At 53.5% G+C, this 12,343-nt stretch carries 13 protein-coding genes; 5 read left to right on the top strand and 8 right to left on the bottom strand.

Features of this window, described 5'->3' with window-relative positions; genetic code table 11:
- Nucleotides 1-51: 51 nt before the first annotated feature.
- From ACI5FR_RS09475 to ACI5FR_RS09485, 3 genes are all read right to left on the bottom strand, one after another.
- Nucleotides 52-270 (bottom strand): cold-shock protein, encoded by a 219-nt coding sequence (locus tag ACI5FR_RS09475; protein WP_405453539.1) that lies wholly within the window; start codon nucleotides 268-270, stop codon nucleotides 52-54.
- Nucleotides 271-347: 77 nt separating this feature from the next.
- Nucleotides 348-548: a cold-shock protein gene (locus ACI5FR_RS09480; protein ID WP_405453542.1), complete on the bottom strand. Its 201-nt coding sequence runs from the start codon at nucleotides 546-548 to the stop codon at nucleotides 348-350.
- Between the two features lie 218 nt (nucleotides 549-766).
- Nucleotides 767-1,396: a PadR family transcriptional regulator gene (locus ACI5FR_RS09485; RefSeq protein ID WP_405453545.1), complete on the bottom strand. Its 630-nt coding sequence runs from the start codon at nucleotides 1,394-1,396 to the stop codon at nucleotides 767-769.
- A gap of 166 nt (nucleotides 1,397-1,562) precedes the next feature.
- On the opposite strand from ACI5FR_RS09485, the gene ACI5FR_RS09490 reads away from it, so the two are divergent.
- The 5 genes from ACI5FR_RS09490 to ACI5FR_RS09510 all read left to right on the top strand — a co-directional run bounded on the left by ACI5FR_RS09490 (nucleotide 1,563) and on the right by ACI5FR_RS09510 (nucleotide 6,857).
- Nucleotides 1,563-2,771, top strand: a complete 1,209-nt coding sequence (locus tag ACI5FR_RS09490; RefSeq protein WP_405453548.1) for an FAD-dependent oxidoreductase — start codon at nucleotides 1,563-1,565, stop codon at nucleotides 2,769-2,771.
- Complete coding sequence (locus tag ACI5FR_RS09495) at nucleotides 2,768-3,268, top strand: hypothetical protein (RefSeq protein WP_405453551.1); 501 nt, start codon at nucleotides 2,768-2,770, stop codon at nucleotides 3,266-3,268. The genes ACI5FR_RS09490 and ACI5FR_RS09495 overlap by 4 nt, the downstream gene beginning before the upstream one ends.
- Nucleotides 3,269-3,307: 39 nt before the next feature.
- Complete coding sequence (locus ACI5FR_RS09500) at nucleotides 3,308-3,553, top strand: AbrB/MazE/SpoVT family DNA-binding domain-containing protein (RefSeq protein ID WP_405453555.1); 246 nt, start codon at nucleotides 3,308-3,310, stop codon at nucleotides 3,551-3,553.
- 171 nt (nucleotides 3,554-3,724) lie between these two features.
- The gene (locus tag ACI5FR_RS09505; RefSeq protein ID WP_405453558.1) at nucleotides 3,725-5,869 is read left to right on the top strand and encodes an MMPL family transporter; all 2,145 of its coding nucleotides are present in this window, start codon (nucleotides 3,725-3,727) and stop codon (nucleotides 5,867-5,869) included.
- A 172-nt stretch (nucleotides 5,870-6,041) separates the two neighbouring features.
- Nucleotides 6,042-6,857 (top strand): hypothetical protein, encoded by an 816-nt coding sequence (locus ACI5FR_RS09510; RefSeq protein ID WP_405453560.1) that lies wholly within the window; start codon nucleotides 6,042-6,044, stop codon nucleotides 6,855-6,857.
- 51 nt (nucleotides 6,858-6,908) lie between these two features.
- Here ACI5FR_RS09510 and ACI5FR_RS09515 read toward each other — a convergent pair whose 3' ends face one another.
- From ACI5FR_RS09515 to ACI5FR_RS09535, 5 genes are read right to left on the bottom strand one after another with little or no spacing between them, the layout of a single operon-like run.
- On the bottom strand, nucleotides 6,909-7,472 hold the full coding sequence (locus ACI5FR_RS09515; RefSeq protein ID WP_405453563.1) for a DUF6143 family protein: 564 nt from the start codon (nucleotides 7,470-7,472) through the stop codon (nucleotides 6,909-6,911).
- The gene (locus ACI5FR_RS09520) at nucleotides 7,469-8,023 is read right to left on the bottom strand and encodes a DUF6143 family protein (protein WP_405453566.1); all 555 of its coding nucleotides are present in this window, start codon (nucleotides 8,021-8,023) and stop codon (nucleotides 7,469-7,471) included. Before ACI5FR_RS09520 ends, ACI5FR_RS09515 begins: the two co-directional genes overlap by 4 nt.
- Nucleotides 8,024-8,061: 38 nt before the next feature.
- Nucleotides 8,062-10,254 carry a protein kinase domain-containing protein gene (locus tag ACI5FR_RS09525; RefSeq protein ID WP_405453569.1) on the bottom strand — a complete coding sequence of 731 codons (2,193 nt, stop codon included), beginning with the start codon at nucleotides 10,252-10,254 and terminating at the stop codon, nucleotides 8,062-8,064.
- A gap of 4 nt (nucleotides 10,255-10,258) precedes the next feature.
- A complete protein-coding gene (locus tag ACI5FR_RS09530; RefSeq protein ID WP_405453571.1) occupies nucleotides 10,259-11,029 on the bottom strand; it encodes a protein phosphatase 2C domain-containing protein in 771 nt (256 codons plus the stop codon).
- 11 nt (nucleotides 11,030-11,040) lie between these two features.
- A complete protein-coding gene (locus ACI5FR_RS09535) occupies nucleotides 11,041-11,871 on the bottom strand; it encodes a vWA domain-containing protein (RefSeq protein WP_405453573.1) in 831 nt (276 codons plus the stop codon).
- Nucleotides 11,872-12,343 lie beyond the last annotated feature (472 nt).

A 12,343-nucleotide genomic window follows, 5' to 3' on the forward strand; every position in this document is an offset into this window, starting at 1 on the left:
CCGGACGCCAGATGCGTCCTGCCAGGGGTCATTTTGTCGCTGCAACCACTTTCACTGCTTGAGCTGATTAGGACTAGTGTTCTCTAATGCAGCCAGCATTCTTTCGCATTTCACCATCTCGGATTGGCATTGGGCGCATACAGGTGCGATGGAGAAGGTAAAATTATCCCGCATCCACCCCTTGCAGTTTTCATTCGGACAAGACCAGATGGCGGTGACTTCTACCGGCAGATCTTCAAACGGCCTTTTTCGAGAATAATACAAGTGCATCCCTCTTTTCCACCCTGGATTGGATGTAGCGAAAATAAAAGGCCCCAAACAAAATGTTTCGGGGCATGAAGCTCATCCTACAGTTTTACGACATTCTCGGCTTGCGGTCCGCGATTGCCTTGTACGATGTTGAATTCAACGCGTTGGCCTTCGTCCAAAGATTTGTAGCCGTCGCCCACGATCGCGCTGAAATGCACGAATACGTCGCTCCCGCCTTCAACTTCGATGAAACCGAAGCCCTTGTCTGCGTTAAACCATTTCACTGTTCCTGTTTCCAAAACCATTACCACCTTTGTTTAAGATTTACATGACCTTTTATTTGTTCAAATAAAAATTCACATAACGCACAAGGTTATTGATTAAAAGAATAACCCTCTACGTTATGTGAATTAGGTCACTTTTTGTATTACACCCATCATACCACATCCGATCTTAATTAGCTATTCCTAATGGTGCCCAAGTTTGAACGGACGTATTCCGCCGGCGTTATCCGTCTTCAATCCTCCGCTTGACCTTCTGCCGGCGGTTTGAACTTGACGTTCCACACCAAGTTCTCCCCAATACGCGCAGTAATAACTCCGTTCTCCATGTCCTTCAGCAGCTGATCCAGCCAAGCCTGTTCAGCCCCGAGAAGCGCCAGGTTATATTCCGTCTCGATGACGAATAGCCGGTCGATGCCCATCGCTAGCGTCGCCTCCATGGCTGTGCGGACATCCTCCATTTGCTTCGCCAGAGCTTCCGACCTCTCTTTTAACAAACCCAGCGCTTCCTGAGGCTTCAGATGGCCCAAAAAAGAAAGCCCGGCCGCAAACTGAGGATATTCTTTTACAGGGGTACGCAACAACGCATGCAGCCAATCAAGAAACTCCGCCCGGCCTGCCTCCGTCGGCTCATAGATCGTGCGCTCCGGATGCTTTCCCTCCCGCTCCGTGCCCACCGGCTGAACCAGACGGTCCTTCAATAAGGTTTCGATCACGGCGTACAGCGAACCGGTGTTCAACTTGATGCTGTCGGACATGCCTCGCTGGCGCATCGTACTCCCGATCTCATAGGGATGCATGGGCCGTTCGTGCAGCAGGGACAGGATAGCCAGCGCCAGCAGATTGCTCCGTTTCGGTTTGGGCATTCCGCTCCGCCTCCTTTCTGAAGATAGCAGCGATGATTCGAGTGTGAACTTGCCCTAGTATAGCCCATTTTTATTAGTTTGAAAATAAGTAGTTGACTTTATATAGTCTAAATAATATAGTTTAAATAAACTAGTCAATAAAAATAAAAAATGAGGTGGATGTGAAATGGCACTTACAAGCCATCGGCCTAAAAAGGCTTTGATTATCGGCTGCGGCATCGCAGGCCCGGCGACCGCCCTGTTCCTCCAGCGAGCCGGGATCGACTCCGTCGTCTATGAAGCCGAAGAGCGCAGCGACGATTATGCCGGGTTGTTCCTCAATCTGGCGCGCAACGGGCTGCAAGTCCTGCAGCAATTGGGACTCGATGAAGAAGTTCGTCAGGCCGGTATGCCGGTGCATTCGATGAAAATGGTCAGTGGGAATGGCAAGCTTCTGGGCCATATCGGCCAAATGTCCGGAGAGCCTCGGGGCTACACGATCAAACGGGGGACTTTACAGCGCATCTTGCGGGAGGCCGCCGAGCGACAAGGCATCTCGATTGAGCATGAAAAAAAACTGAAGGGGATCGGGACCAATGGACCGGAGGGCGTGAAGGTTTCTTTCGAGGACGGGACGCTGGCTTCCGGGGATATTTTGATCGGCTGCGACGGCATTCACTCCCGCGTCCGGCGGCTGGTTCTACCGGGCGCCCCAGCCCCTTCTTACACCGGCTTACTCAGTTTTGGTGGTTTTGTGCAAGGCTCCACCGTCCCCTTCGAACGAGGGCTTCAGACGATGGTGTTCGGGAAGCGCGCCTTCTTCGGCTACCAAGTCCGACCGGACGGAGAGGTGTATTGGTTCGGCAACATGGATTATCCCGGAACGCCGACACGCCGGGATCTGCAGCAAATCCCGCAAGCCGAGTGGCGCAAGACCATGCAGGGGTTGTATGCTTCAGACATCGCACCGGTTCCGGAGATCGTGCGGGCGACCGAAGACGAGATCGGCGTCTACCCGATCTACGATATGCCGCCCTTGCCAGTGTGGCATGTGCAATCGGTCGTCCTGGTAGGCGACTCCGTCCACGCCACTTCTCCCAATGCCGGACAGGGTGCTTCCTTGGCGCTTGAGGATGCCCTGGTGCTGGCCCAATGCTTGCGGGATGTCCCGGACGTGAGCCGGGCTTTCTCCGAGTTTCAACGCTTGCGCCACGATCGCGTCGAACGCATCGTGAAGTACTCCAGAATGATCGGCCGGCGCAAGCATGCGACCAATCCGGTTCAAGTCTTTTTCCGCGACTTGATGCTGCCGCTCTTCCTGAAATCCGCGAATAAGGACACGCAGGGCTGGTTGTATGATTACCAAGTCGATTGGAGTGAGAAGGTGCCGATATGAAAACCAAACTCGCCTTCTTGTCCTTATTCCTCACCGTCCTTCTGTTCGGCGTGCTTAATGGCGGAGGCCTGTACGAGGAAATCGTCGTATCTCCGGTTTGGAGCGCTTCGCCGCCCACCACGTTCGCTTTGATTCAGGAGCCTAACGGCCTGAGCCTGACGAGCTTTTGGGTCCCGTTTCATATCGCGGCCAACATCCTGCTCCTCCTCGCTCTCATCCTTAATTGGCCTAATCGAACGAAGCGAACATACCTCTGGGTCGTTCTGGGTCTGTATCTGGTCATACGGGTCGTTACGTTTGCCTATTTCGCGCCCGAGATTATCGATTTCGAAAATACCCCTGCGGTTGGGCCTTTCTCCCCGGAGCTAGCCGATCGCGCCGAACGATGGACCGTGCTTAGCTGGTTGCGGACGATAGGTGAGATTGGCATTAATGTCTTGCTGCTGCTCGCCCTCATCCATCCCGGGAAAAGAGAAGCCGGTGAAGGATTGAAATAGTATAATTACGATAACAATCCAATGAGCAAGGTGATGGAGATGGAACGTAGAGTAACCAAGTTCGGAAACAGTCTAGGGCTCATGTTGACGGAAGCCTTTAAACAAATTGGTCTGGGGTTGGGCGATACCGTTATCGTAGACGTCCATAAAGAGACGGGCGAAATCATTATCAAAAAAGTAACCAAAATGACCCCACCTACCAGGATCAGCCCCGATTTTATGGACACCTTGACTCAAGTCATGGAACAGTACGATTCCACAATCAAAGGCTTGAAGGATCGATAAAACGCTCCCTACGTTATCAAACCCTACAAGGGGTCATAGCATTAGCCCTTACGGCCCCGCGCGGCGGCCGATCTGAGGGCTATTTTTTGCTTCCCCTTCCCGTTTTCCTTTATACTGCAAGAAGTAGCTCCATTACGACACGGGCATTCCCCGTGAAAGGCGGTCTCCTTCTTGCGTCTTCTAGGTCAGTTCGTTACAAAATACCCCAAAATCATCATTACCGCTTGGGTCCTCCTGATCGCCCTGCTGGCCGTCTTCGCGGTCCGGCTGCCCGACAAGCTGCACGGCGACGGCTTCTACGTCCAAGGCGAGCACGCCGAGGTGATGGACGAGCTGCAGGCGACCTTCAAGCTGTCCACCCATTCTATTTTCATAGTCTTCTACGAGAAAAGCGATTCCGAGATCACAGCCGTCTTGGACAAATTGAAAAGCTCCCCCGCTGTGCACGCTTTGAAATCGCCGCTCGACACACCCGAGCAACACATGCCGAAGCTCTCCTACGCGACCCTTCAATTGGAGGATAAGGCTATGGAGATGCAGAAAGCGGTCCAGTCCGTTCGCGAGCTGCTGGCGAATGAGCCCGGCGTGGCCGTTACCGGGGGACCGGTCATCTCGAATGACATCAACACGGCCAGTCAGAGGGACTTGGCGAGCGCCGAAGCGATCGGCCTGCCTATCGCCCTGATCGTGCTGCTCTTGGCGTTCGGCTCCGTAGTCGCGTCGCTCGTACCGATCGTCATCGGGGTGTTCACGGTGGTCGCCGCATTCGGCATCATGGCGCTGCTGGGCGACCGGGTCGATCTGTCCATCTTCATCATGAATATCGTGCCGATGCTGGGCCTGGCGCTGAGCATCGATTTCGCCCTGCTGTTCATCAACCGCTACCGGGAGGAGCGCCTCCATTCTTCGGTGCCGGAAGCTGTCCAGACTACGCTTCGGACTGCTGGACGGTCGATCCTCTTCTCCGCCTTATGCGTCATGATCGGTCTTGGGGCGATGATCGTGATCCGGGTCAAAATTTTCGAAAACATCGCCCTCGGCGGTACCCTCGTCGTCGCGATGGCGGTGCTCACCGCACTCACCTTGCTGCCCGCACTGATCTGCGTCTTGCAGGATCGGTTGAATAAGTGGACGGTCATTCGCGTGAAAGCGACCGGCTCCAACATCTGGAATCGGATGGCCCGGTTCGTCATGAGACATCCCGTCCTGATCGCAGGGGCCGCCCTGCTGCTGCTGGGGTCCGGACTCATCCCAGCGAGGGACATGAAGCTGGCCATTCCTCAGCTGGAATCGCTGCCTGCCTCCTACCAATCACGGGCGTCTTTTGAGGATTTGCGGAACCAATTCGGCTTGGGTCAACATGCCGTCGTGTATATGCTGGCGGAGCGGGAATCCGGATGGAAGGATGACGCGGGCTTAGCGAAAATACTGGACATCCAAAAGCAGCTCCAGACAGACTCGCGGGTGCAGGCGGTCTCCACCATCTACACCGAGTCGAAACTCGATTCGGTGGAAGCGTGGAAGCTCGCTTCATCTGCCCCGCAGACTGCGCCCAAGCTAGCGCCTTTACAGGAGACATTCATCCAGGGCACCAAGCTATTCATTCCGGTCACGCTTCACTCGAACAGCACGTCGGACGATGCCAAGCAGTTTCTCTATAGTTGGATGGACCGGGAGCTCGGAGTGCCTTTCCGCTTGGGAGGCGATCCTAAGTTCAATCAGGAAATTTTCGATGAAACGTTCAGCAAAATCGGAGTCGCCATAGCCATTATCATGGTTACGACCTTCTTCATCCTGATGCTCGCCTTCCGTTCGGTGCTGATTCCGCTGAAAGCGATCCTGATGAACGTCATCGGACTCGGCTCGACTTTCGGAATTCTCGTCTATATTTTCCAATACGGGCACTTCGGCATGGAGGCGGTGTCGCTCGCTCTGATCATTCCGGTCATCGTCTTCTGTCTCGTCTTCGGGCTCAGCATGGACTATGAGGTGTTCCTGATCTCGCGCATCCAGGAGGAATACGAGAAGAGCCGCGACAACACGCAAGCCACGGTCAACGGCCTGACCTCGACCAGTAAGCTCATCACGTCGGCAGCGCTGATCATGATCGTCGTCACCGGCGCCTTCGCCTTCACGGACGTCGTTCCGATCAAGCAGATCGGGGTTGGGATCGCCATCGCGGTGGCCATCGACGCGACCATCATCCGGCTGATGCTCGTCCCGAGCCTGATGAAGCTGCTGGGGGATTGGAACTGGTGGCTGCCGTTTCGCAAAAGCAAGGTGCCAGCCAGACAGGGTTGGAGGGACTCAGCATAGCCGGACATGTTCGTCTTGACAGCCGGTGGAACTTCCGGTAAAGTGAAACTACTTCAATAACCGCTTACGATGGAAGCACCCGTAAGAGAAGGCTTTGAGCCTTTCTTTCGGGTGCTTTTTGTGTTGGCCGCCACCTATATTTCACCCCATTAAGAAGGAGGAAGAAAGAACCATGCTCACCGGCAAAAGAATCATCGCTTGGCTCACTGCGGTACTGCTCGCCTTCACGGCGGCCCCGCTGGCTGCATCCGCCGCCACGATCGAGTTCACGTCTACCGTCAAGACGACGCTCGACCGTACGATCGCCAAGGCGGACAGCGGCCAGGCGGACAAGCTCAATGCGAGGTACAACGAGCTCCTCTCGCTCCTGCAGCAGGACGACGAGCTCGATGCGCGTATCAAGGCTCTGCACAGCGGGAACACGGACGCCGCAGCCGCCCTCTCCAAGCAGATCAAGGGGCTCGACCGCGAGAAGCTGGACAAGCTGACAGCCGACGTAGCCCAGACGAAGGAGAAGCACAAGCCTCTATTCACGAGCTACACCGACCTGAACAAGCAGCTCGAACTGGCGCGGCAACTGAAGAACAAGCCCTTGACGGAGATGCTGCGCTTCCAGGCCGAGGTCGTGAAGCTGACCGTCCAGGCTGCGCGCGCCGAGATCAAGACCAAGGAAGAGCCGCTCAAGGCGGCCAAGGACACGAACGCCAAGCTCGTGAAGAAAATCCGCGCCAAACTGGATGACGCCGACCCGCTCAAGGAGCAGATCAAAGCCAAGCAAAGCGCGATCAAAATCGCCGAACGCGGCCTCTCGCCTCTGTGGAACACGTTCAAGCAGGCGGCGAAGCAAGGCGATGTCTCCAGCACGCTCGAGACGCTCTCCTCGCTCGTCACCCTCTCGGGCCAGATCAACGACGAGAAGCAGAAGATCGTCGCGCTGGAGACGAAGGTTAGCGATATTATCGCGGCGGCTAAGGCGATGATCCCTTAACGCCGTTAACCCTCAGGCCATCTGCTCCCAAGCGGAGGGTCTGAGGGCTCTTCATCTTCGCCTTTCCTTTACATCCGCTCCTTCCCACCAGCCGAATGCCACTCGGGACCGTACCGTTCCAGCCTCCGGGGAGCGCAAAAACGCGATGACAGAGCTTCCCGGAGGCAATAGGATCAGGCCTGGAAAATCGTGTTCAGTTAAAGTAGCCTTGGGCTCCGCTATTCGGACAAAGGAAAACCGTCCATCCTTGGGAGCCTCATACAGCCGATCCGCATCGCGAAGTTCCACTTTGGGTATCGGTACGGGGCGAATCGCCTGATTGGCGGAAGCCACATTCCGGGAGATCGTTCCTTTGCCTAAGGAGTGATTCAGCAACCAAACCTCAACCGTAAAAGGCTCGGGTGAATAATTCGTAACCGTAAACCCGTTCCAACCCAAATGGATCCCCGAATCATCCGGATTAAACAACCCTCCCCAAGCGTGGGAACCGTCACCAAACGTCAACAAGCCCGTCTGCCCGAAAAAATAAGTTCCAACTCCGGTACGGTAGTCGGCTCCGGTCCCATCAATCGCTTGAACAAACGGTTCAAATGCTTTTCCGCGCTGAAGGCTCATAATGGACCTCCGGCGGCGTTTTGGTCTTCCCACCAGGTGAATGCGAAGCGAGTCTCATACTTAAACGGTCCTGGGGATCTCACGAAAATGGCCAAGGACCCTCCAGGCGGAAGAATGATGGATCCTTTGCCGGACTCGCTAATCAACGTTGTACTCGGGGCAACCGTTCGGTTAAACACGTTGATGCCCCCCATCGGTGTACCATTCACTTCGCTGGCGTAGAGAAGCTCTACTTTAGGCTGGGGAAGAGGAGTTAGGGCGAGATTGGCGGGATGGATGAGGGATGAAGGGATCCCCTTTCCCGGAAGCTTCGAGTTAAACCATATCTCTGCATTGAGGAATTGGCTTGAAAAGTTGGTGATGGTAAACGTGTCAAAAACCATATGGACTCCGGAGTCAACCGGATTGAAGAGTCCGCCCCAAGCGTGCTGCTGTTGACCCTCCATCGCGAGCGATTCTGTCTGTCCGATAAATTTCCCCTTCATCGAATTCAGACTCGTCCTATCTGTCACTTCCGTCGGGCGGCGCTTCTTTTTGATTAAACCAAACACACGCGTTCCCTCCTTCTTGTCAGCATTCGGCCCATTCCTCAACGGAAAAGGAACACTTTCCTTAAAAATCTCAAGAAACTAACGTCCTTAATAATATCCAATCGCTTGCTCAGGCCATTAAGCTCCCATTGGTTTCCGGCAAGATGCTTACTTAGTTCCGCTATTCCCGTATCAAATTGATGGAGCTCGTGATTCAGCTGGATTCTCAGAGCATCTTCTTCCCTCTTCAAGCGATCGTGCTCCGGCCTATAGATTCGCCTTATATTAAAGATCGTGTGCTGGGCCTTGGTTTTATACGTTTGTTCTGCGTGAGTTAATTTAGTTTTCCGGTCGTTAAATTTGGATGTAATGGCCGCGATCTCACTACGAGGAAGCGATTGGGGGATTTTAGGTCTATACTTACGCTCTAACTTTTTTCTCCACTCCAGCAGCGCTTTCGCTTGGGATGGACGCATGCCTACATGAATCGATCCCCCGTTTTTTAAGATTACATACACCTTTTCAATCTTTTTGCGGCCATAGGACTGGATGATCGTAATGTCCGTGAAGTCAGCCGCCGTACGAATTTCACTCGATCTTAACCGCCGTTTGATGTCATCGTCGAGATCCGGTATTTTTTCTTTACTGATCCTATATTTCTTTAATTGGTCCTCCAGCCAAGCTTTTTGGAAGGAAGCCAATGCGTCGGCAAGCTCCTTTTTTTCCTCCTGATCCAGGGTTTGCCTGGCTCGAACGATTTCGCTTACATGGCTCAGGAGCTCCTTCTCCACTTCTTCCGTCTCCTGCTTTTCCCGTTCCGATACTTCTCTTTGCCTCCGTAATAGATCGTCGAGCTTGTTTTGCTCTGTTTGTTGGAACGCTTGCTTCATCTCGTTCATTTTGTTCAATTCGCTTGTGAGATCGGAGGCTGCCTCTTGAAGCTCCTTTATTTTTGCAGACGCCGTTCTTTTTTCCTTAACCGTGGAAAGCTTCCTATACCGCCAGCTCAGGAAAGCCATCTCGACACCTAAACCGAAAGCCGTGCAGGAGACTAAACCCGTAACCGGAGCATACCCGTACATAACAACCGCAGCCAATGCCGTCGAAGTGATTACGGTGAACGAAACGGTTCTCTCCAACAGGAACCGAGATGTATCCAGAGGCTTATAAGGAGTTGCTTCTGTAGAGAGGTAATCCAGTACCCACGATGCACCGGGAGGATAGGCTGAAATTTCGGCTTGTGATCGGACCTCGGCTAACCCCTTCTTCAAAGCGAGCCGACCCGAGAGAACGGTGAGATAGGGGAGTACTTTCGATGTGAAGCCGGCAGAGATCGAGGCACTGGGCTCATGGGCGGCACCAACCCGTTCCGGTTCGGGAAGCCGAGGCACCTCCGGCACTTCCATTCCTGTAACATCGCGAAAGGAGCTTACCAATGAACGCAACGTTTCATCATGCACCAGCTCCAGTAATGCAAAAACGCGGGATTCGCCCGGCGAGACAAAATCCTTTTGACGAAAGAGGAGACTTTCTTCCGCCTCTCCCGCGCCGAGCGAATTCCATAAGGAAGCGTCCGCACCAAGGGCTAGTAGGGATATCCAAATGACCCACGCGGAAAAGTGATCGATGTACGGCCCAAAATGTTCTTCGGTTCTTCCGGGGTGCTGATAATTTCGGTGACCGAGCTCGTTGCTTGGCATGCCGTTCAAGCCTGGCACGTACATCCCGTCATAATCGATCAGAATAATTTCATCATCGCGAACCAGGATGTTCCCATGCTGCAGGTCCCCATGCGCTATATCAGCCATGTGCAGGTCATTCATCATTTTTAGCCATTTATTGGCCAGTTCTTTTAAAATTTCAGCGTTGTGCAAATTTCTTTGGATATAATGAAGCAGCGATTCCCCTTCCACCCACTGCATTTTGACGATGGGAAACCAGCTGCCGTTTATGCGGATGCCCTCCGATAAGTACTCGAAAGGGACGATATAAGGGAGATTCACGGAGCTTAAATGCAAGCTGATGGTATCGTAACGGATCTTCTGATCCTTCACGTTGTTGGTGAAGCACCTGACCGCCCATTCCGTCCCAACGCCGTTTATTTTGTAAACACTGGCGAAATTGCCCGAAATGGGACGAGGCAACCCAAGCTTATCCAATTCAGGGAGTCCGGCTTGAAGCTCCGGGTCCTGGAAACAAATGCGCGGATTTTGGATCGCTTCCCTATAATCCTGTGGAGTGGGCCAAAACATCGCCTCACATCCCCTTAACAAGATGAACTCGAATGAAGGTAACGTCATCGTTTCTTAGAGAAAAGCTGCCGTCGCGGCAACGAAACTGCCTTTCCGCCTGCACCAAATGGATAAAGTCCTGTTCACTGGCCAACCCGCGTATTCTCTGGATTACACTTTTGTCTTCCTCGTAACGGGTCCAGAACCAGCATGCCAGGGCATCGGTCATCAGCCAAAAGGAGTCTCCCGCTTGGGCCATCCCGCTCCATCTTTTAACGAACGATTGAAGATGCACGTTACTGGCTGCGTTGCTGGAGATGAGTACCGGCCTATTCCGAAAATCCTCGACCGAACCCAAAGGAAAAAAGGCGATAATCGTATCACCCCGAATGTGAAATATGCAGCTGTCCCCGACCGCGATCGCATCAAACGCGGCGGATGAGGCATCCGTCAAACGAAACGTGATGCCGGCTAACGTAGAGAACGCCCCGCTCGCCAGCTTCTCTTGAGCGTACCAGGGCAGGGCTTTGGGATTTAATGTTCGCTTCCAAGCTTTCGACAATTTGGCGATGGATTTATCGAGATGTTTACTATCGAACTGGCCGTTGCAATACCCGCTTGCGAGCAAATCGGCCCAGATGTCGGCAAACGACGATTCGCTGGCTCCATCCGCAATGGCGAATCTATAATACGCCGTATCCTTATGAACCGTAAGGCTGCTATGGAAGGCATCTTCATATTCGTCCTTGCGATTTCCCGCCTTCTGCAACGAGAAACACTCGCTTTCTACTCTCACCGCAGCCACCCCTACCTAAGATTGGCGGGACGCGTACCGATGTCGAGCGCCTGAATTACAAGGGTGAGATCGGCATTCAATACAAATCCCCTGGCCCCGTCCGACAGATTCAGCTCATGTTCCTGATTGGCCACCCGGATCATGAAGGGGGTCAGCACGCTTGAGCCTTCATAGAGCACCCTGGCATATTGATCGGGCAGTCCGTCCGCGGTTTCCGGGAAACGCAGCTCGACCGCACTAGAATTGTCGGAGATATGCAAGTTAAACAGCAATACATTCCCGTCATCCGTAGCCAGTGCTCTCAACTGTTCCATGGCGGGAGTCGGATCCCCGTCGGTCGATTCCCCGTCCGTAATATGAATGACCACCGGCGGGAAGCAATGCGCGTATTCACCGATCCACTGACTAAGAATCGTATGGGCGGTATTCAACGCCTCGCACATGGGCGTCCCGCCGTTCGCGACAGGATCGAACCAAACCGGAAACTTAACCAATTGTTCTACAAGCCCGCCTGCCCCGTCGGGAATTTTCTTCAGACGCTTCTCCAGTCTGGACGGGTTATCGGCGATTTCACTAATCGGTACTAATTCCTTGCCCGCTAATACCCCGCCGAAGGCCGGCCCCACACTGGAGCCATAGCCGATCACCCCCACGTGATAGTAATCGCGGATTCCTTCTGATTTCGCACATTTTATAATGAGATTCTGCAATAAACGATTGATCGCATCCGAGACGCTTTCGGCCTTCGTGCTAGCCCCGAACGGGTCGGACATCGAACCGGACCGGTCGATAATGAACAGGAAACAGGACGGATTGGAACGGCTGATTTCGGCTGAATACATGGTCTCCTCCTCGAAATTGTTGCCTAGTTCAATCTTATTCCGGCAGGAACGAAAAAAGACACCGCATTCGGTGTCCGTTGATTCGGCAAGCACGCGCTTGTCCCAGATGCTCCCGGGCCACATCCCTGGATAACATCGTGGGTTATGAAGTGTTAGCGGCTGTGAGGTCAAAGATCGGAATCAGCTCGTGGACGCTTCCTCAACTTGGTCATCCCAGTCTTCCGTAGGTGGAAGATCTATCAAGAAACCCAATTCATTAAAGGAGCTGTTCATTCTTTCTCCGATCGAACTTTTCATGTCGAACAACGATCGGTGGCTCTGGTGAGATGAGTTGTGAGACGGGTTCGAGTACCGGATTTTTCGGATTGGTTTTCTTCGTCGCCGTACTGCTTTGCGGTTGTCGACTGTGCCTAACGTGTTCCGTGCACGCTTTTTTGAGTTTTTTTCTCTCACGAAATATTCCTCCCATTAG

Source organism: Paenibacillus sp. HJGM_3 (genome assembly GCF_045062745.1).
Lineage (GTDB): Bacteria > Bacillota > Bacilli > Paenibacillales > NBRC-103111 > Paenibacillus_AA.